This is a genomic window from Pararhizobium sp. LjRoot238 (assembly GCF_964252955.1).
Classification (GTDB): domain Bacteria; phylum Pseudomonadota; class Alphaproteobacteria; order Rhizobiales; family Rhizobiaceae; genus Pararhizobium.
The window spans coordinates 4,105,908-4,126,222 of the sequence record NZ_CAXUPP020000001.1 but is presented as its reverse complement, the minus strand read 5'-3'; the positions used below and the strand labels follow the sequence as shown (position 1 = coordinate 4,126,222).

At 61.4% G+C, this 20,315-nt stretch carries 19 protein-coding genes; 3 read left to right on the top strand and 16 right to left on the bottom strand.

The genetic code is table 11. The features are described from left to right. Window positions 1-43: 43 nt before the first annotated feature. The 15 genes from ACSQ3F_RS20315 to ACSQ3F_RS20245 all read right to left on the bottom strand — a co-directional run bounded on the left by ACSQ3F_RS20315 (window position 44) and on the right by ACSQ3F_RS20245 (window position 15,650). Complete coding sequence (locus ACSQ3F_RS20315; protein ID WP_436101869.1) at window positions 44-784, bottom strand: SDR family NAD(P)-dependent oxidoreductase; 741 nt, start codon at window positions 782-784, stop codon at window positions 44-46. Between the two features lie 134 nt (window positions 785-918). Beyond that, window positions 919-2,409, bottom strand: coding sequence for an amidophosphoribosyltransferase (gene purF / locus ACSQ3F_RS20310; protein ID WP_436101868.1), 1,491 nt, complete (start codon window positions 2,407-2,409; stop codon window positions 919-921). A 155-nt stretch (window positions 2,410-2,564) separates the two neighbouring features. Continuing rightward, a complete protein-coding gene (locus tag ACSQ3F_RS20305) occupies window positions 2,565-3,179 on the bottom strand; it encodes a CvpA family protein (RefSeq protein ID WP_436101867.1) in 615 nt (204 codons plus the stop codon). Window positions 3,180-3,324: 145 nt separating this feature from the next. Then, entirely contained in the window at window positions 3,325-4,728 is a 1,404-nt protein-coding gene (gene radA, locus ACSQ3F_RS20300) for a DNA repair protein RadA (RefSeq protein WP_436101866.1), read from the bottom strand. Next, complete coding sequence (locus ACSQ3F_RS20295) at window positions 4,728-5,042, bottom strand: type II toxin-antitoxin system RelE/ParE family toxin (protein WP_436101865.1); 315 nt, start codon at window positions 5,040-5,042, stop codon at window positions 4,728-4,730. The genes radA and ACSQ3F_RS20295 overlap by 1 nt, the downstream gene beginning before the upstream one ends. Beyond that, window positions 5,039-5,305, bottom strand: a complete 267-nt coding sequence (locus ACSQ3F_RS20290; RefSeq protein ID WP_436101864.1) for a type II toxin-antitoxin system ParD family antitoxin — start codon at window positions 5,303-5,305, stop codon at window positions 5,039-5,041. The genes ACSQ3F_RS20295 and ACSQ3F_RS20290 overlap by 4 nt, the downstream gene beginning before the upstream one ends. 53 nt (window positions 5,306-5,358) lie before the next feature. Beyond that, window positions 5,359-6,519 (bottom strand): alanine racemase, encoded by a 1,161-nt coding sequence (gene alr, locus ACSQ3F_RS20285; RefSeq protein WP_436101863.1) that lies wholly within the window; start codon window positions 6,517-6,519, stop codon window positions 5,359-5,361. A gap of 132 nt (window positions 6,520-6,651) precedes the next feature. After that, complete coding sequence (locus ACSQ3F_RS20280) at window positions 6,652-7,296, bottom strand: TerC family protein (protein WP_436101862.1); 645 nt, start codon at window positions 7,294-7,296, stop codon at window positions 6,652-6,654. Between the two features lie 144 nt (window positions 7,297-7,440). Then, window positions 7,441-8,940: a replicative DNA helicase gene (locus ACSQ3F_RS20275; protein ID WP_436101861.1), complete on the bottom strand. Its 1,500-nt coding sequence runs from the start codon at window positions 8,938-8,940 to the stop codon at window positions 7,441-7,443. 414 nt (window positions 8,941-9,354) lie between these two features. Continuing rightward, window positions 9,355-9,930 (bottom strand): 50S ribosomal protein L9, encoded by a 576-nt coding sequence (gene rplI / locus ACSQ3F_RS20270; RefSeq protein ID WP_436101860.1) that lies wholly within the window; start codon window positions 9,928-9,930, stop codon window positions 9,355-9,357. 24 nt (window positions 9,931-9,954) lie between these two features. Next, window positions 9,955-10,932: a DUF2232 domain-containing protein gene (locus ACSQ3F_RS20265; RefSeq protein WP_436101859.1), complete on the bottom strand. Its 978-nt coding sequence runs from the start codon at window positions 10,930-10,932 to the stop codon at window positions 9,955-9,957. Between the two features lie 200 nt (window positions 10,933-11,132). Beyond that, window positions 11,133-11,381, bottom strand: a complete 249-nt coding sequence (gene rpsR / locus ACSQ3F_RS20260) for a 30S ribosomal protein S18 (protein ID WP_071831198.1) — start codon at window positions 11,379-11,381, stop codon at window positions 11,133-11,135. A 12-nt stretch (window positions 11,382-11,393) separates the two neighbouring features. After that, window positions 11,394-11,840 (bottom strand): 30S ribosomal protein S6, encoded by a 447-nt coding sequence (gene rpsF, locus ACSQ3F_RS20255; protein ID WP_112848996.1) that lies wholly within the window; start codon window positions 11,838-11,840, stop codon window positions 11,394-11,396. Window positions 11,841-12,104: 264 nt separating this feature from the next. Continuing rightward, a complete protein-coding gene (locus ACSQ3F_RS20250; RefSeq protein WP_436101858.1) occupies window positions 12,105-12,632 on the bottom strand; it encodes a GrpB family protein in 528 nt (175 codons plus the stop codon). A gap of 1,014 nt (window positions 12,633-13,646) precedes the next feature. Continuing rightward, entirely contained in the window at window positions 13,647-15,650 is a 2,004-nt protein-coding gene (locus ACSQ3F_RS20245) for a putative bifunctional diguanylate cyclase/phosphodiesterase (protein ID WP_436101857.1), read from the bottom strand. 309 nt (window positions 15,651-15,959) lie between these two features. Between ACSQ3F_RS20245 and ACSQ3F_RS20240 the strand changes: the two genes are divergently transcribed. Continuing rightward, window positions 15,960-17,003, top strand: coding sequence for a class I SAM-dependent methyltransferase (locus ACSQ3F_RS20240; RefSeq protein WP_436101856.1), 1,044 nt, complete (start codon window positions 15,960-15,962; stop codon window positions 17,001-17,003). A 142-nt stretch (window positions 17,004-17,145) separates the two neighbouring features. On the opposite strand, the gene ACSQ3F_RS20235 is transcribed toward ACSQ3F_RS20240, so the two are convergent. Beyond that, window positions 17,146-18,189, bottom strand: a complete 1,044-nt coding sequence (locus tag ACSQ3F_RS20235; RefSeq protein ID WP_436101855.1) for an aldo/keto reductase — start codon at window positions 18,187-18,189, stop codon at window positions 17,146-17,148. Between the two features lie 227 nt (window positions 18,190-18,416). Between ACSQ3F_RS20235 and fabD the strand changes: the two genes are divergently transcribed. Both fabD and fabG read left to right on the top strand, forming a co-directional pair. Then, the gene (gene fabD / locus ACSQ3F_RS20230) at window positions 18,417-19,361 is read left to right on the top strand and encodes an ACP S-malonyltransferase (RefSeq protein ID WP_436101854.1); all 945 of its coding nucleotides are present in this window, start codon (window positions 18,417-18,419) and stop codon (window positions 19,359-19,361) included. Window positions 19,362-19,385: 24 nt separating this feature from the next. Continuing rightward, window positions 19,386-20,123 carry a 3-oxoacyl-[acyl-carrier-protein] reductase gene (gene fabG / locus ACSQ3F_RS20225; RefSeq protein WP_436101853.1) on the top strand — a complete coding sequence of 246 codons (738 nt, stop codon included), beginning with the start codon at window positions 19,386-19,388 and terminating at the stop codon, window positions 20,121-20,123. The last annotated feature ends 192 nt before the right edge of the window (window positions 20,124-20,315 follow it).

Here is a 20,315-nt window from a genome sequence, read left to right as displayed (position 1 = left end):
GCGAACGATCCGCAGCGGCTTTTTTCATTCTGGTATCGAGCGCTCAATCCGGTAGACGATAATCAACGATCCGGTTTTCCCGCAGGATGAAGAGCTTGCCGGTCTCCGTCTGGTCAGGCCCGACCAGCGGCAACAGCTTGGCTGCGACTTCCGAGGGATGCGGCACGGTTGACGGGTCTTCGCCGGGGATGGCCTGTGCGCGCATGGCGGTGCGGGTGGCGCCCGGATCGACGCTGAGGATGCGCAGCGGAAGGCGTTGCGTCTCGCCGGCCCAGGTGCGCGCCAGGGCTTCGACGGCGGCCTTGGAGGCAGAGTAGGGACCCCAGAACGGCTTGCACTTGTGGGCGGCGCTGGAAGACAGGATGAGCGCGCGGCCGGCGTCCGACTGCTGCAAGAGCGGATCGACCGAGCGGATCAGGCGCCATGTGGCGGTGACGTTGATGGTCATCACCTTCTCGAACACCTTGGCCTCGACATGGCCGATCGGCGAGATGACGCCGAGCACGCCGGCATTGGCAACGAGGATATCGAGCTTGCCCCAGCGCTCGTGGATGGCGCCGCCGAGCTTGTCGATCGCCGCCATGTCGGCAAGATCGAAGGGAACCAGCGTCGCCGGCAGGCCGCCCGCAGCCTTGATCGCATCGTCCAGTTCTTCCAGTCCGCCGATGGTGCGGGCGCAGGCGATCACCTGGGCGCCGGCCTTGGCCAGTTCAAGCGCTGTGAAATAGCCGATGCCGCGCGATGCGCCGGTGACCAGTGCTATGCGGCCCGTAAGATCGATCATGTCTGGGTGGCTCCGAATTCATTGATGCGGGCTTGCTGTGCCACACGTCCGGGTCCGGACGCAAGGCATGCCTCGGCACGTTCAGTGGGCGAAGGGCGGTTTCCTCGCTTCCCCGGTGGATACGAGGAGCCCCGTCAGCCGTTGCTGGCAAGCACCGACAGCTTGAGGCCGGCGGTTTCGCCGTTCTTGTCAAGAAGCCGGGTCGGATAGTCGCCGGTGAAATAGTGATCGGTGAATTGTGGACGGGCATTGTTGCGGTTCTCGCCGCCGACGGCGCGATACAGCCCGTCGATGGTCAGGAACTCCAGCGAATCGGCGCCGATATATTTGGCCATCGCCTTGACGTCGGCATGCTGGTTGGCCAGCAGCTTGTCGGCATCCGGCGTATCGATGCCGTAGAAATCGGGATGATAGATCATCGGGCTGGCAACGCGGATGTGAACCTCAAGCGCGCCTGCCTCGCGGATCATCTGCACGATCTTCAGCGAGGTCGTGCCGCGAACGATCGAATCATCGACCAGCACGACACGCTTGCCCTCGATCATGGCGCGGTTGGCCGAATGCTTCAGCTTCACGCCGAAGGCGCGGATCTGCTGCGTCGGCTCGATGAAGGTGCGGCCGACATAATGGTTGCGGATGATGCCGTATTCGAAGGGAATGCCGCTCTGCTGTGCATAACCGAGTGCCGCCGGGGTGCCGCCGTCCGGCACCGGAACCACAACGTCAGCCTCGACAGGGGATTCCTTGGCGAGATTGATGCCCATATTCTTGCGCGCCACATAGATGCTGCGGCCGCCGACGACCGAATCGGGGCGGGCGAAATAAACATATTCGAACAGGCAGAGGCGCTCGGGCTGCGGGTTGGCCGGCTTTCGGGCATCGATCTCGATCGAGCCGTCGGGCTGGGTCTCGCAGATGATGACTTCGCCGTTTTCGACGTCGCGGACGTATTTTGCGCCGATGATGTCGAGCGCGCAGGTTTCCGAGCAGAAGATCGGCTTGCCGTCGAGCTCACCCATGACCAGCGGTCGGATGCCGGTGGGGTCGCGCGCGGCAATGAGCTTGGTGCGCGTCATGGCGAGCATCGAGTAGCCCCCCTCCATCTGCCGGATGGCGTCGATGAAGCGGTCCACCGTCGAGCTATGGCGCGAGCGGGCAATCAGATGAAGCACGACCTCGGTGTCGGAGGTCGACTGACAGATGGCGCCGGTGGCGATGATCTGGCGGCGGAGCGTCAGGCCGTTGGTGAAGTTGCCATTATGGGCAATGGCGATGCCGCCGACTTCCAGTTCGGCAAACAGCGGCTGAACGTTGCGCAGGGCCACTTCGCCGGTGGTCGAGTAGCGGGTATGGCCGATGGCGATCGAGCCGGGCAGCTTTGCGAGGATTGCCGGATCGGTATAGTGGTCGCCGACCAGGCCCATGCGCTTTTCGGTACGGAACTGTCTGCCGTCGAAGGTGACGATGCCGGCCGCTTCCTGTCCACGATGCTGGAGCGCGTGCAGGCCGAGCGCCGTCAGCGTCGCGGCGTCCTGATGCCCCAGGATACCGAAGACGCCGCATTCCTCATGCAGCGTATCGCCATCGAATTCGTCGTTGATCTCTTCGGATCGCAAATGGGTCATCGCTGTTGGCCTTTATCCTAAGGGCAGGAATGCGTTGCGCATATTGTATCGGGTCATCGGCCCTTCAAGCCACAAAGACTTGAGGGAATTACATATCATCATTGCAAAATGGACAGAGCCCGCCGGAGCGGGCCCTCGTTTTCCATTACTCGGCCCTAGCCGTTGGTCGCCGCGCCATCGGTCGCGGGCGTTTCTTCGGCCGGCGGCTGGGTGGTCGTGCCACCGGTACCTTCGTTCTCGCCTTCGCCGGTCGTATCCTTGCCGCGCAGGCGGTCGAGGATTGTGGCGTCGGCATTTTCCGGCAGCAGCGCGATCAGCTTGCCGCCGAGATTGTCGAGCAGCGGCTTGGATTTCGCGGTTGTCACCCAGCCCGGCTGCTGTTGCGGCGCGACCAGCCAGTTGAAGAACAGCATGGCGACGACGACCAGCAGAATACCGCGGGCAGCGCCAAAGAGGAAGCCGAGCGTCCGGTCAAGCGCGCCGATACGGCTGTCGATGATGAAATCGGCGATCCGCATGGTGATGAACGAGATGACGATCAGGGCGACGAGGAAGACCACGCCGGCCGAGCCGATCATCGCGACGGTGTCGCTGCTGGTGTAGTTCGTCGCATAGGGCAGGAGAAAGGGGTAGAGGAAGTAGGCAGCGGCCGCGGCGCCGACCCAGCTTGCGACCGACAGCACTTCCCGGGAAAAGCCGCGGACCATTGCCAGGATGGCCGAGAAAAGCGCGACGCCGAGAACGATACCGTCGAGAATTGTAATGGGCATATTGTCCTACTCCGAAACCGCCTTTAAGGCGACCCCACGCTGATTTTCCGCGAACCATATATCATCACGCCGGAAGCGTCTTTCGATGGTTCATCGTTGAACACTGTTTTCACCGGAATTCGCCGATTTTTACGCGGCGTTTTCCTCAATCATCGTTGTCTGCCTGTTTCAAGGCTCCCTTCGAGCCGGCGATGCGCGCCACCAGATCCGGCAGGCTTTCCATCTCGCTCCAACTCATGCCGTTGCCCTTGGGCAGGTCGGCGGAGGCGGACGGCAGGACGGCCTGTGAAAAGCCGAGCTTTTCGGCTTCTTTAAGGCGCTGCGCGGTATGGGCAACCGGCCGGACGGCGCCGGACAGACTGACTTCGCCGAAATAGACGCAATCGGAGGGAAGGGCAAGACCGGCAAGCGACGAAACCAGCGCGGAAGCGACAGCAAGATCGGCTGCGGGCTCGGAAATGCGGTATCCGCCCGCGACATTGAGATAAACATCGTGCTGGCCGAGCCGCACGCCGCAATGCGCTTCCAGTACCGCAAGGATCATCGACAGCCGGGCCCCGTCCCAGCCGACGACGGCTCGGCGCGGCGTGCCAAGCGACGTCGGCGCGACCAGCGCCTGAACCTCGACCAGTACCGGCCGCGTTCCCTCCATGCCGGCAAAGACAGCGGCACCCGGAGATTTCGCATTGCGCTCGCCGAGGAAAAGCTCCGACGGGTTGCTGACTTCGCGCAGCCCCTTGTCCGACATTTCGAACACGCCGATCTCGTCCGTTGGGCCAAACCGGTTCTTGACGGTGCGCAGGATGCGGTAGTGATGGCCGCGATCACCTTCGAAATAGAGCACGGCATCGACCATGTGCTCGACGACGCGCGGACCCGCAATCTGGCCTTCCTTGGTGACGTGGCCGACGAGCACGACAGTCGCCCCCGTCTGCTTGGCAAAACGGATCATCGCCTGAACGCCGGTGCGCACTTGCGTCACCGTGCCCGGGGCCGAATCGACGATGTCGCTCCAAAGGGTCTGGATGGAATCGATGATGACGAGATCGGGCCGCTTGCCGTCACCCAGTGTCGCCAGAATGTCCTCGACATTGGTTTCGGCCGCCAGCAGCACGTCGGTATCCGCCGCCCCCAATCTTTGGGCCCGCAGACGAACCTGCGCCACGGCTTCCTCGCCAGAAACATAGATGATCCGGTGTTTGCGCCGCGACAGCGCCGCCGCCGCCTGCATCAGGACGGTCGATTTGCCGATGCCGGGATCACCGCCGATGAGAACGGCCGAGCCGCGCACGAAACCGCCGCCGGTCGCCCGGTCAAGTTCGGAAATGCCGCTTTGAATGCGCGGCGCATCCTCGATTTCTCCGGACAAGGTCGTCAGCGCAACGGGCCGGCCCTTCTTCGGCGTCTTGCCGGGGCCGCCGCCGATGCCGCCCATCGGGTCTTCCTCGACGATGGTGTTCCACTGTCCGCAGCCTTCGCACTTGCCGACCCAGCGCGGGTGAACGGTGCCGCAGTTCTGGCAGATGAATTGTGTCCGGGCTTTCGCCATCAAATTTCGCTTTCGGGGAAGTCTTCGGAGGAGATGTCCTGGCGGCCGTGGAGGATGCGGACGATGTAGATATGGGAATCCGTCACGCGGAAATAGATGCATCGATCTTTGAAAGGGAGTGCCCGCAACCCCAAACTCAGCTCTTCACGTGGCACGCCGAGAAAGCCGCTTTCAGCGATCCATGCAATCTTCCTGTTGATTTCTGAAAGCAACCGTCTCGCTGCAACTGGATTGTTGGCGGCGATGTAATCGTAGATGGACCCGAGATCTCTGATCGCCGGAATGGAAAGCTCGAAATCACGCGACTTGGTCACTGCCTGTCCGCAGCCGTTTTAATGATATAATCCGTTAGCTCCTCGGCGCTTGAAAAGCTCATGACGCGGCCAGCGGCGATGTCGTCGTCGCCTTCCTTGATCAGCCGCTTCAACTCCGCAAGCTTCGTCTCATCCCGCTCCAGCAGCCGCAACCCTGCGCGCACGACTTCGCTCGCATTGTTGAAACGGCCCGACTTCACCTGTTCCTCGATGAAGCCGTCGAAGTGGTCGCCGATGACGAAGGATTTTTTCGCGTTGGACATGGGGAAACTCCTGTGCCTCAATCTAACACAAGGTGGGAACAGTTCCTACCCGTCTATGCCTCGATATAGGCGCGTTCATAGCGATTGCCAAGGCTTGTCAGCATCTCGTAGCCGATCGTGCCGCCAGCCCGCGCCACATCGTCGATCGCGATATTCTTGCCGAACAACTCTATGTAGTCCCCTGGCCGGACCGCATTTTCCGGCAGGTCGGTGATGTCGAACAGGCTCAAATCCATGGTGACGCGGCCGAGGTGCGGGACTTTCTGCCCGTTCAGGAAGCCGAAAGCGCCGGACGGTGTGGCCTGCCGCAGCGTCACACCGCCGCCGGACACCGAGCGATGGTACCCGTCGGCGTAACCGATGGCGACGATCGCCACGCGGCTGTCGCGGGAAAATTGCGCCGAGGCGCCATAGCTCGCAGTCTCGCCTGTCCTGACGCTGCGGATTTGCAGGATGCGTGCCTGCGCCGTCACCACCGGTTTCATCGGGTTCGGCATGCCATTGACGGCCTCTCCGCCATAGACGGCGATGCCTGGCCGGGTGAGGTCGAAATGGAAATCCGGCCCCAGGTGAACACCGGCCGAATTGGCCAGGCTTGATTCGATACCTTCGAAAGCAGCGGTAACCGCCCGGAATGATTCGAGTTGCCGGCGATTCAGCGGATGGGCCTGGTCGTCGGCGCAGGCGAGGTGGCTCATCACCAGGATGGGCGAAAAGCTTGCCGGGCGGGCAGGGTCATTCGCCAGCGCCAGCGCTTCGGTGGCGCTCAATCCCAGCCGGTTCATGCCGGTATCGACATGCAGCACGCAAGGGTGATCACCGCGTTCCGACAGTACCGACATGAAGAAGGCCAACTGCTCTTCGGAATTGATGATCGGGACCAGGCCGTTGTCGAAGAAAAGCTGCTCATTGCCGGGCCACATGCCGGCGAGGATGTAGATGCGCCCATCCGGCACCAGCGGACGCAGTTCCGCACCTTCCTCGGCATTGGCGACGAAGAAATCCCGGGCGCCTGCGGTGTAGAGCGTTTCCGCGGCCGGCTCGATGCCGATGCCATAGGCATTGGCTTTCAGCACCGCCGCTGCCCGCGCCTTGCCGGACAGTTTGTCCATCTTGCGCCAGTTGTCGGCGAGCGCACCGAGATCGATGATCAGACGGTTGGAGGCGGCATCGAATGCGGGAAGGGCGGAGGAGGGATTGTGCGTTTGGGTCATTGCGAAAGGGATACAGCCAGCCGGCTCAAACTTCAATCGCAGCGCCCGCGGAAGCGGCCAGTCTGCGGCCGCTTCCCGAATCATTTTCACCGTGGCGACGGGCAGCCACTACCGCCGTCGGTTGCCCGTCGATTACATGAACGTGGAGGCGAGAACCGGCTCCACTTCCATGAAGCCCTCGTAGATCATCTTCAACGCGACGAAGAGGATGATGGCGAGGCCCACATAGGAAACCCAGTGAAAGCGGTGCAGCAGCTTGGCGATAAACGATGCGGCGACGCCCATCAGCGCCACGGAGACCGCCAGGCCGACAATGAGGATGTTGGGGTGTTCGCGCGCAGCACCGGCGACGGCGAGCACGTTGTCGAGCGACATCGAGACGTCGGCGACGACGATCTGAATGGCGGCCTGCCTCAGCGTCTTGCGCGGCGCGCGATCACCGATCATGCCGTTTTGATCGATATCCTCGCCCGTCAGCGTTTCTACGCCTTCTTCTTCTTCCTTGTCCGTGGTCCTGATTTCGCGCCACATCTTCCAGCAGACCCACAGGAGCAGGATGCCACCGACGAGCAGCAGGCCAAGAACTTCGAGCAATTGCGTCGTGAGGAGCGCAAAGGCGATACGCAGCACGGTCGCCGCCGCGATCCCGATCAGGATCGCCTTGCCGCGCTGTTCCTTGGGGAGACCGGCTGCCGCGAGACCGATGACGATGGCGTTGTCGCCTGCGAGCACAAGGTCGATCGCAAGCACCTGCAGCAGCGCGATTAAGGCTTCCATGAACAGATTTCCCCAGACTAAAGACGTTGTGCCGCGGCCATTGCAGCTGCGGCTATTCAGCTAATTTTCTTTTCGCTTATCCGGAAGTCCGGCAATTTGCAACGTGCCGAACCACATTGACCCTCCAGAGGCGGTCTTTTCCAATCAATGCTCGTACTGTGTGAAGGACGGATCGGCGAGGTCCGTGAAGCGGGTGAATTCCGCCTGGAAGGCGAGCTTGACGGTGCCGGTCGGCCCGTGACGCTGCTTGGCGATGATCACGTCGGCGGTGCCCTTCACCTTTTCGAACTGCATCTTCCACTCTTCATATTTCGGGTCGAATTCGTCGCGCGGCTCCATGTTCTTGACGTAGTATTCCTCACGGAACACGAAGAGCACGACGTCGGCGTCCTGCTCGATCGAGCCGGATTCGCGAAGGTCGGAGAGCTGCGGGCGCTTGTCCTCGCGGCTTTCCACCTGGCGGGAGAGCTGGGAGAGGGCGATGATCGGCACGTTCAGCTCCTTGCCGAGCGCCTTCAGGCCCGTGGTGATCTGGGTGATTTCCTGCACGCGGTTGTCGCTGGACTTGCCCGAGCCGGTCATCAGCTGGATATAGTCCACCACGAGGCAATCGAGGCCGCGCTGGCGCTTGAGGCGGCGGGCACGGGCGGAAAGCTGGGCGATCGAAATACCACCGGTCTGGTCGATATAGAGCGGCACCTTCTGCATATGCTGAGAGCATGCCACGAGCTTCTCGAAATCGTGCTCGGATATATCGCCGCGGCGGATCTTCGAGGAGGAGACTTCCGTCTGCTCGGAAATGATACGCGTTGCCAGCTGCTCAGACGACATTTCGAGCGAATAGAAGCCGACGACGCCGCCGTTCTTCGCCTTCATCGAACCGTCGGCCTGCACTTCGCCTTCATAGGAGGCCGCGATATTGTAGGCGATGTTGGTGGCAAGCGACGTCTTGCCCATGCCCGGACGTCCGGCAAGCACGATCAAGTCGGAGCGCTGCAGACCGCCCATGCGGGCGTCGAGCGAGTGAATGCCGGTCGAGATGCCAGACAGCGAGCCATCGCGCTCGAAGGCCTGTCCTGCCATGTCGATCGCCAATGCCACCGCGTCGTTGAACGACTGGAAGCCGCCGTCGTAGCGGCCAGTTTCAGCGAGTTCGAACAGGCGGCGCTCGGCATCCTCGATCTGGCTCTGCGGCGGCATGTCGAGCGGCGCGTCATAGGCGATGTTGACCATGTCCTCGCCGATGGTGATCAGCGAGCGGCGCAGCGCCAGATCGTAGATCGCCCGGCCATAGTCTTCCGCGTTGATGATCGAGACGGCTTCCGAGGCGAGGCGGGCGAGATATTGCGCCACCGTCATGTCGCCGACCTTCTCGTCGGCCTTCAGGAACGTCTTGATGGTGACCGGGTTGGCGGTCTTTCCCATGCGGATGATGTCGCCGGCGACCTCGAAGATCTTGCGGTGCAACGGCTCGTTGAGATGAACGGGCTTCAGGAAGTCCGAGACGCGATAGAAGGCGTCGTTGTTGACGAGGATGGCTCCCAGGAGCGCCTGCTCGGCCTCGAGATTGTTCGGCGCTTCGCGATACTGTGCTTCGGCCTGGTCCTTGGCAATGGGGACAAGTCTGCGCGCTGCTTCGTTCATGGCGTTCCGTCTCTGTCTCGCGTGGTCTGATGGTTGCGGTACCCGATTTGCGAGCGTTGGGGCCAGGGGTCAAGTGTATCGCTGCAACAGCCGTCGACGCATTTGATCCGGGGGCAAGCCGTCACCGTTGTTCACAGGGTTGCGCTGCTGAAGGCGAAAAATCTGTCGATGCGGGCATTGGCTATTGACCGGATTTCTGAAGCGAATCGCTGTCGTCAAAAGGTTCTGCGCCATTCTAACCTCGGTTCGAACCGTTCACAGGTTTTTTTGGTGGCAGCTGTCCGGCTATCCACGCGTTCAGGGTGCAGAGACGTCCATATCCACAGACGCAGAAAGGCCCGCGAACGGGCCGCGGGCCTTTCCGTTTGTGTCAAAGACGGGCGCCGCGATCGGCGCCGGGTGCCTTTAAGAAGCTTATTCTTCTTCGGCTTCGAATTCAGCTTCCGGGTTGAAGAAGTCTTCCGGCTTCAAGGCATCTTCGTCAACGCCGTAGATGGCGTCGGCGGAGGTGAGGCTTTCGCCCTTGAGCTGGCGTTCTGCTTCTTCAGCCGAACGGGCAACGTTCATCTGAACCTTGATTTCGACTTCGGCATGCAGGTGCAGGACGACGTCGTGCAGGCCGATCGTCTTGATCGGGTTGTTGAGGTCGACCTGGTTGCGGCCGATGTTGAAACCTTCGGCAGCCAAAACTTCAATGATGTCGCGGGCAGCGACCGAACCGTAGAGCTGACCGGTTTCGCCGGCCGAGCGAACGACGATGAAGGACTTGCCGTCCAGCTGTTCGGCAACGGTCTGGGCTTCGGACTTGCGCTCGAGGTTGCGGGCTTCTAGCGTTGCGCGCTCGGCTTCGAAACGCTTCTTGTTGGCTTCGTTGGCGCGCAGCGCCTTGCCGAGCGGCAAGAGGTAGTTACGGGCAAAGCCGTCGCGAACCTTCACGGTTTCGCCCATCTGGCCGAGCTTGGCGACGCGTTCGAGAAGAATGACTTGCATGTTGATGTCCTTTCGTTTGTCTGTTCAGAGGTCTTTTGTTTCAGTGTCAGTTGTTTTCCCTGCCGGCGACAGCGCGATGGCGCGCCGCGTGTCCATCAGACCCGACAGGAGAAAGAAGAATGCCGGTACCTGGAAGATCAGAACCGACATGTAGCCGATCCACAGAACGGGCAGCCGCCAGGACTTGCCGCGCGTGCGGAAATGGAAGACGGCAAACCCGGCAAGCAGGAAGCCCGCGCCGAAGGTGCCGCAGATGAGTGCGCCGATCATGGCCGGAATGCCGCCCATGAAGGCGAGAACCATGCCGCCGAGGAAAGCGAAGGTGGCGTAACGGTGCATGCGCAGCGTCGACGGCATGTCCTCGCGCGGACGCGGGCCCTTGCCGGACGTCTGGACGATGCGGCTGGCGATGTAATAGGCAGCAAACAGGATCATCACCCAGAGGGCGCCGAACAACAGCGGCCAGGCAATATGGAAGAGGGACTTGATCTGCTCGATCACCGCCGGACCAGGATCGAACAGCGGGTCCTGCGCCTTCATCGCGATCAGCACCTGATCGACCACGATGCCGGCAAAACGGTCATCATATCCCAGCACCGCGCCAATGATGATGGCCGCGACCGTGACCAGAGCCACGAGGTGGGCGAGGATATCGGAGAGCGGATACCAGGCAAGCGCGCCTTCCGGGCCGCCGATCTCGGAAGCCGGCCGCGCCAGATTGGCGAGGTGGCTGAGCCAGGCGGCCGGCGCAAGCATGATGATCACGACGAACAAGGCAGACAAGGGGGAAGCAAACACCGCAAGGCCGAGGCCCGCGACGACAACGGCGGTCGCGGCGGCGGCGTTGCCCCAGCCGAGGCCGGCGATGAGGACAGGCAGCGCGGAAGCGATAACGAGCAGGATGGCAAAATACGATTGCGGCGTCGCCCCGAGCAAAAGCAGGGCGGCGGTGACGCCGGCAAGCGCGCCGGTCAGCAGCGATGTTGCATTCAGTGTCTTCACGGTCGCTGTCCTGCTTATCAAGCAGTTAGAGGCGTTTCTTGAATCAAGAACCAAGCCCCAACATGGGTTCTAGCGCACTTGCGCCGGTGTTTCCGATCCGCGCCCAACGCGGAAGGGAGAGGTGAGGCGATGCCGGAAGGCCGTTCGCCTCACCTTGAGTCAGCTTCCGTCGAGTCAGACGACCGACGGAGAGTCAAGTCTTAGGACATGACGTAGGGCAGGAGGCCGAGGAAGCGGGCGCGCTTGATGGCCTGGGCCAGTTCGCGCTGCTTCTTCTGGGAGACTGCCGTGATGCGGGACGGAACGATCTTGCCGCGCTCGGAAATGTAGCGCTGCAGCAGACGAACGTCCTTGTAGTCGATCTTCGGAGCGTTGGCGCCGGAGAAGGGGCAGGTCTTGCGACGGCGATGGAACGGGCGGCGTGCCGGAGCGGACAATGTATCAGCCATAATCTTTTCTCCTTATGCCCGGTCTTCGCGCGGACGGCGCGGACGGTCTTCACGATCACCACGGTCCGGACGCGGGCCACGGTCGCCGAAGCCACGCTCCGGACGGTCGCCATCGCGGCGCGGACGGTCGTCGCGGTCGCGCTTCTGCATCATGGCGGACGGGCCGTCTTCATGCTTCTCGACAGCAATGGTCATGTAACGAAGGACGTCTTCGTTGATGCGCATCTGGCGCTCGACTTCGTGAACGGCCGGTGCCGGAGCATCGATGTCCATCAGAACGTAGTGAGCCTTGCGGTTCTTGTTGATGCGGTACGTCAGGGACTTGAGGCCCCAGTTTTCGACGCGCCCGACCTTGCCGCCGTTAGCTTCCAGTACACCCTTGTACTGTTCGACGAGAGCGTCGACCTGCTGAGCGGAAATATCCTGCCGGGCAAGGAATACATGTTCATAAAGAGCCATGAGGCTTTGCCTTTCTTGCGTTAATCGTCACCCGGACCCCAGCGGCTAAGCCTCAACGACTGTTCTTTTGGCTCAAGCGAGCGGGCAAGAAAGTGTTGTTTCGAGACGGTCGAGAGCGGAGACACGGGAGGCTGGACCCCTCTAGGTCCTGACAGGTCTCTTAAGGGAAACCGGCCCTCCGTTCAGCCACCAGCCAGAAGACCGGATGTTGCGAACATCGCGCTTATACGCATTTTCGGCCAGGAAGCAAGGGGCGCGGTGAAATTAGCGCGGGGCTGAATGGCCTTTTGACCTGGATGCCTCCTGGACGATCCTCGCGACGAAATCGGATTTGCCGCCGGTGTAGAATTTCCAATCACCATTTGCCTCCGCTGCCAGTTTGTACTTCAGAGAGGCATATTCGGCGGCGGCGTCCGGGTGCTTGCGGAGCCAATCTCGAAACAGGATGCGTTTGACATGCGTGGCGTTTTCCGGCCTGCAGAGGTAGAGGCGGGTCCCATAAGAGCCGTGACCTGAGGTGAAGGTCCACATGCCATCGCCGTAGGGATCGCCATGGAAGGTAAACTCCGCGACCGACTGCACGCGCTCGACCGCAGCAGGCACCAGTGTTTCACTGAGAAGCACTGCATCGATGTCGATCTTCGGCTTCGCCGGCAGGCCGACGACCGAGGTACTCCCGATATGGTGGATGCCTTTCACCATATCGCCGATCAGCTTCAGTATCCGAGACTTGTCCCGCTCGAATAGCCCGGGCCACGCTGGATCGTAATCGACAACCTTTATTGCGCTCATTCGGGCATCATGTGGTTCAAGTTATAGTTGCACAGTGCCCGATTCTCACAGCGCGCGGAAGACTGTGCGCAACGCTTCCGTCCACGCGCGGGAAAACCGCCGTGGTTTTCAAAGAGCCAAGTCGGACGGGGCGCTGAAAGCTGCCTCGTAAGAATAGAATAGGTGACACCTCTCAGCGCCCCGTTCGGCGGTTTATGCCCGCAAACTCGTTCCGCTACGGCCTGTCGGCCCTCTGTGCCCTTGCACGCCCGCAGCAGCAGCATCAGCCTGCGGAGGGGAACCTTCTTGCAAACCCCGGCCTCAAGGATTTCCGTCCTTTCCCTGAAACCGGCGCCGGTCCCGCCTGGCTGCCACGGCTGGCAGTGTATCCGAGGGCGGGACGGGGATAGTGTAGGGGAGGTTATCGGGGCGGGGATATTGAGGGTGTCGAGGAGATCCCCTCACCAACAAAAAATATTTAGCCTTCAGCTAAGATGTTGATTTTGTGTCCTCTCCCACTGGGGGGAGGTAGAGACGCCGCGCCCTCGCGGCAGACTGTCATCCCCGTTTCGGCGGACCTGTAACGTGATCGGCCGCCTGCGGCGGGCTCGATTCTGTTTGAAAAGGAGACTGCCCGCGGCCTGGTGATGGATCCTCGGGTTGATCCTCGGGTTAAACCCGAGGACGAGGATGACGGTGGGGAGGAGGGGCTGTCGGCAAGCGATAAGCCTGCGATGGCAGGTTGTTTATTTGGAAGCTTGCCCAAGAAGGGTTGTCATCCTCGGGCTTGACCCGAGGATCCAAGCACGCGCATCGCCCGGATGAGCGTTGGTGGGCCTGGGGATGGATCCTCGGGTTGATCCTCGGGTTAAACCCGAGGACGAGGATGACGGTGGGGAGAGCGAGGCTGTCGGAAGGCGGTAAGCCTGCGATGGCAGGATGGTTATTGGGAAGCTTGTCCAAGAAGGGTTGTCATCAGTGGGCTTGACCCAAGGATCCACTTCCAAGCCGTAAAGCGGCAAACCCCTGATCGCCTCATCCCCGCAGCGGTCTCACCAGCCGCGCCTGGCGCGGATCGGCGGGTGGCGGCGCCATGAAATTTTCCGCGGGTGCCGGGCGGCCGACGTGGAAGCCTTGAACCTGGTCTATGCGGAAATCCTGCATGAGCGCGAGCTGCTCATCGGTTTCCACACCTTCGACGAGGATATTGTGGCCGCGATTTCGCACGAGGCCGATGATATCCTGGAGCATGGCCCTGCCGCGCGGGGTGCCGCAGTCATGCAGAAACGAGCGGTCGATCTTCACCGTGTCGAAATCGATCAGGCGAAGCCACGAAAGACCGGCAAAGCCCGTCCCGAAATCATCGAGCCAGATCTTGATGCCCAGCGTCTTCAGGTCGCTGATGCAGCGGAGAATGTCCGAATGCATCTCCATCTCGAGACCTTCGGTGATCTCCAGCGCCAGCCGGCCGCCGGCGACGCCGGTTTCGCCGAGGATCGCCGCGACGGACGCTGCAAAGCCGGGAGCCTTGAGCTGAATTGGCGAGACGTTGACGCTGACGACCGGCACGTGGTCGTCCATCAGGAGTTCGCGGCACACCGTCCGTATGGCCCAGCGCCCGAGCTCCAGGATGGCGCCGGTTCGCTCCGCGACGGGAATGAAAAGGCTCGGCGTAACCGCAGTGCCGTCCAGCATTCTCAGGCGCATCAGCGCCTCGACGGCTTCGACCCGGCCCGACACGACGTTTCTGATCGGCTGATAGACGAGGGAAACGAGATGGTGGTCGATCGCGATCTTCAGCAAGGCCGCGATGTTCTCGCTCTCATCGCTGCTCTGGGGATCGTTCGGATCGAATAGGCGGGTACAGTTGCGGCCGCTTGCCTTGGCTGCATAAAGCGCGCGATCCGCCTCGTGGATGATCTTCTCGAGCTTCGTACCGGTCTGATTCCTGGTAAACGAGGCGCCGACGCTGACCGTGACGATCGACGTGCCGTCTCGCCGCTGCCCGTGCGCCTGCGCCAGGTTCTCGACAGTGCTGCGAATGGCTTCCGCAAGCTCCGCCAGCCGCTCGCTGGTGTCCAGGTGGGCGAGAACGATGAACTCTTCGCCGCCATAACGTCCGATCGAGCCACTGTACGGCTCGATCGAAGCCTCGAGCGCATTGGCGACGAGGACGAGGCAGCGATCGCCCTCCTGATGGCCGTAGCAGTCATTGTATCTCTTGAAGAAATCGACGTCGATCAGGATTGCCGCAAAGCTGTGGCCGGTTTTTTGCCAGTCGTCCCAGTAGTCACGCAACCTCTGGTCGATAGCCCGGCGATTTTCCAGGCCCGTCAAAGGATCGGTGTTCGATAGCCTCAGCAGAGCTTTTCCCCGCTCGGACGCCTCGTTGTGCTGAACCTTCGCCTCTAAGGCGTTGAGGAAGACCTTGTAGCGTTCCCAGTTGAGTTTCCAGTTCACATAGGAGGTGAAGACGAAGCACGAAACGCAGAAGGTGCCGAATGCGAGCTTGTAGGAGGGATAAATGGGGGGGAAGGACTGCAGGGCGGCAAGGAAAATGAGGAGAATTACGCCCGACGCAACTAAGGAAAGGCGAAACCGGAAGCTGAAGAACAGGTTGACGCTCATCATGAAGATGGCACCGAAGACCATGTAGTAGGATATGGTCTGAACATCCGCCGTCATCATGGCCGGGCATAACCAGCCGGCGTAGGCCAGTATAACCGCAGCCGCAGAGGTGGCGTCGATCGCGTTCGCGCTGGTGTTCAGGCGGAGCTGTATTTCGAGCGCGGCGATTGCGACGATGCCGACGGCGAAACGTGCGGCGATCGTGTAGCGCGCGACGTCCGGAACGAGCAAAATGTCGGTGATCGAAAACAGGAGATAGGCGGCGACGGCGATCCAGAGCCCCCGTCTCGTGGCCTGTTTTCGCGCGCTCTCGCCTTCCTCCCGATAGAGCGTGCGAAGCTCAGCCGACGCCGGTCTCGGCGGCTCGGTATGGAGATCGATTTCAACTACATCGGCCAACGTGTGCTTCATGCACTTTCCATTGCGTTGCGTCGCATTCTCTAGAGCTTGAGGTCTCTTTCCAACAGTCGACGCTGTCTTAGGCGCCCCACGCCGGCCATCCGGATAGGCAAGCTATCAGGAAAGGGCAGCAGTTTTCGGCACAATAGGGGAGGTACATTAAGTTTTTCTGAACTTGGCGAAGAGCGTCGGCGCAGCCGCGGTGGAGTCAACCGACACGCGAGTGCGTTAACCATAACCCGCGAAAATGGGGCCGCTCGGATTGGCACTTCATCCATTTTTCACCATTATATTAATGATCTATTAACCCACGAGGTTCGAGTGTCCCAATTTAACATTGCCTTCGACGGCGAAAGCCTGATTACCCCTCAAGCCATCATCACCGAACTTTCCTCCGCCAAAACCGATCGATACGATGATCAGCTCGCAACAGCGAAAGCTGAACTTGCGCTCGTGCTGGCGATTGCCCTGCAGCAGATCGAAGAAGCCCGGGATCCGGCACAAACCGTAAAGCGCCTTATCGGGGCGCTTCATGAGACGCGCAACAAGTTCGAGCCAAGCGTCTGGCAGGCGCTGATCCAGATCGTGCAGAGCCATCCGTCGGCCAAGATCTTTCAGCAGGATCCGTTCACGCGCTGGTCTTTCGAGAAGCCGCGCGGCTATTCCGGTGACGCGAGCTTGATCGACTTCATCTATGGCCACCCCAGCGTTGCGCACGAAGTCGCAAAGTCCACTCCGCTTGGGCTCGGGATTTATGAATATACCAGGAACGCTCCGGGCCCTGTCGCCGTAAGGGAGCGGCGCGACATCCTGACCCGCCACGTTGACGAGATCGCCGCGGAAAAAGGCCCCGAAACCGAGATACTCACGGTCGCCGCCGGCCATCTGCGGGAAGCCGACAGCTCGGTCGCACTCAAGGAAGGGCGGATCAAGCGGTGGGTCGCGCTCGATCAGGATCCGCTCAGCATCGGATCGATCGCCCGGGATTTCCAGGGCACCTGCATCGAGGCAATCGATGGTTCCGTCCGCGGGCTGCTCAGCAAGAAGCATCAGCTCGGTAAGTTTGATTTCATCTATGCCGCCGGTCTCTACGACTATCTTGCCGACAAGGTTGCGGTGAAGCTGACGCAGACCTGCATGGACATGCTCAAGCCGGGTGGTGTCTTCCTCTTCGCCAATTTTGCTGAGGACATGGCCGACGATGGCTATATGGAATCGTACATGAACTGGGCGCTTCTCTTGCGCTCGGAGGCGGACATGTGGAACGTCATCAATTCGAGCGTCGAGCGCAACAGCGTTGACGCAAGTGTCTGGTTCGGCGAGAACCGGAACATCGTCTACGCTACCATCCGAAAGCGTTCGTGAACGATTGAGGTTCGGTTTAGCATGGCCTGCTGCGCGCTGCAGGCCATGCTGGTTTGCGATCAGAAGATCGCCCTGGCCGTGAATGCCGGTCCACACCGGCTCCGGCGGTAAGCAGCCGCTGACCGGCTGCGTTTCGGTGTTCTCAAATCGGCGCCGGGAACTGTCGGTGCAGACGCCCGATTCCCTCCATCACCTCCGCCGGCAACTTCACATCCTTGGCGCCGATATTCGTCTTCAGCTGCGCCATGCGCGTCGCGCCGATAATGACCGAGGTCATGAAGGGGCGGGTGAGGCTGAAGGCGAGTTGCATCTGGGCGAGATCGAGGCCGTGGGCGCGGGCGAGCTCGGCATAGGCGGCGACGGCTCCTTCCTGGTATTCGGTGTAGCGGCCGCCGAGGTCGCCGTTGATGCTGAGGCGGGAGCCTTCGGGGCGCGCGCCGCTCAGATATTTGCCGGTCATCAGGCCGGCGGCGAGCGGCGAATAGGCGAGCAGGCCGATATCCTCGTGGTGGCTGACTTCGGCAAGGTCGAGATCGAAGGCGCGGTAGAGGAAGTTGTATTCGTTCTGTATGGAGGCGATGCGCGGCAGGCCGTGTTTCTCGGCAAGCGACAGCATCGTCATCGCGCCCCAGGCGGTGTCGTTCGACAGGCCGATGGCACGGACCTTGCCAGCCTGCACGAATTCTCCGAGCGTTTCGAGGATCGCCAGAAGTTCACCCGGCACAGTCGACCTGTCCTGCTTCGACGGATTGTAGGTCCAGGCATTGCGGAAGTGGTAGTGGCCGCGATTCGGCCAATGCAGTTGATAGAGATCGACATAATCCGTCTGGAGCCGTTTCAGGCTTTCATCGAGCGCGATCCGCATGGTGGCGGGGCTCATCGGGCTGCCGCCGCGGATATAGGGCCGTCCGGGGCCGGCGACCTTGGTGGCGACGACGACGTCATCGCGTTTTCCGCGCGCCTTCAGCCACGTGCCGATATAGGCTTCCGTGCGCCCCTGCGTTTCGGCCGAAAGCGGCGTGACCGGATAGAGCTCGGCCGTATCGATGAAGTTGACGCCTTTGTCGATGGCGTAATCCATCTGCTCGTGTGCTTCTCTTTCCGGGTTCTGGCTGCCCCAGGTCATGGAGCCCAGGCAGATTTCGGAAATGCGGATGTCGGTGCGGCCGAGTGTCTTGTAGCGCATGGGAGTGCCTCGATCTGGTTCGGCGGCGAATGTAGAGGCTGTTTGCTGCGGCGCAAGAGAAAAGCGTGAGACTATGCTCAGATATGCCGAAGACCGCTCAAGCCTTGACTCAGGCGCAAGGAATGTGAATGGAGAGAAAAAAGCGGCCTCCGCCTTATATATATGCGGGCGGCGGTCTTGGAATGAAACGGCGCGGCCCGGCTGCGCATGACGACGGGAAAAACCTCATGGCAATCGCATTCACGTTTCCCGGACAGGGTAGTCAGGCGCTCGGCATGGGCAAGGATCTGGCTGACGTCTTTCCGGAGGCCGCTGCCGTCTTTGCCGAAGTCGACGAGGCGCTGGGTGAAAAGCTCTCCGACATCATGTGGAACGGGCCGGAAGAGACGCTGACGCTGACGGCCAATGCCCAGCCGGCGTTGATGGCGGTGTCGATCGCGGCGCTGCGGGTGATGGAAGCCAAGGGGCTCAATCTGAAATCCAAGGTCGCCTATGTCGCCGGCCATTCGCTCGGCGAATATTCCGCGCTCTGTGCCGCCGGAACCTTTTCGCTTGCCGATACGGCGCGGCTTCTGCGCATTCGCGGCAATGCCATGCAGGCCGCGGTGCCCGTGGGCAGAGGCGCGATGGCGGCGATCATCGGGCTGGAGCACGGCGATGTCGACGCCGTTTGCGCGGAAGCCTCGGCGCTCGGCTCCTGCCAGATCGCCAACGACAACGGTGGCGGCCAGCTGGTGATTTCCGGCGAGAAGGCCGCTGTCGAAAAGGCGGCGACGCTGGCGACCGAGAAGGGCGCCAAGCGCGCCATCCTGCTGCCTGTTTCCGCGCCCTTCCATTCGGCCCTGATGGCGCCCGCGGCGGACGTCATGCGCGAGGCGCTGGCAACGGTATCGAAGAGCAATCCGGTGGTGCCGCTGATCGCCAATGTGCGGGCCGCACCGGTGACGGATGCGGGCGAGATCGTAAGCCTTCTGGTCGAACAGGTTACCGGCCAGGTCCGCTGGCGCGAGACCGTCGAGTGGTTCGCCGCAAACGGTGTGACGACGCTGTACGAGATCGGCTCCGGCAAGGTACTGACCGGTCTTGCCCGCCGCATTGACAAGACGGTGACCGGCATCGCCGTCAATTCCCCCGCCGATATCGACGCGGCGCTTCAAACTCTGCTCGGCTGAGCCGAAACTATAAGGATCAAGACCATGTTCGATCTGTCTGGCCGCAAGGCCCTCGTCACCGGCGCATCCGGTGGCATCGGTGAAGAGATTGCCCGCATCCTGCATGCGCAGGGCGCCACCGTCGGACTGCACGGCACCCGCGTCGAAAAGCTGGAAGAACTCGGCAATTCGCTCGGCGAGCGCGTTCACCTGTTTCCGGCAAACCTTGCCGACCGTGCCGCCGTCAAGGCGCTCGGCGAAAAGGCCGAAAGCGAACTCGGCGGCGTCGACATTCTCGTCAACAATGCCGGCATCACCAAGGACGGCCTGTTCGTGCGGATGAGCGACGAGGATTGGGACGCGGTACTGGAAGTCAACCTGACGTCGGTCTTCCGGCTGACCCGCGAGCTGACCCATCCGATGATGCGCCGCCGCCATGGCCGCATCATCAACATCACCTCGATCGTCGGCGTCACCGGTAATCCGGGGCAGGCCAACTACTGCGCCTCCAAGGCGGGCATGATCGGCTTTTCCAAGTCGCTGGCGCAGGAGATCGCCACCCGCAACGTGACGGTCAACTGCGTCGCTCCCGGCTTTATCGAGAGCGCCATGACCGGCAAGCTGAACGACAAGCAGAAGGACGCCATCATGGGCGCCATCCCGATGAAGCGCATGGGAACCGGTGCCGAAGTCGCCGCCGCCGTCGCTTACCTCGCTTCCAACGAAGCGGCTTACGTCACCGGCCAGACGATCCATGTGAATGGCGGCATGGCGATGATCTGAAGGCCGTAAAACGCCTGCGCTGCCGCGTTTTCGCGTTAATCGAAGGGGCGGGGCGGAAATACCGGGAATTGCGTGTTGACCAAGCCATTCCCGGCCATTTTCGGACTTTGCGGCAGACTTAAACCGTGTTAAGCGGGCCATGACTGTGCGCAGTCGATCGGAAGATATGAGGCACCCGCCGTCTTTTGCAGT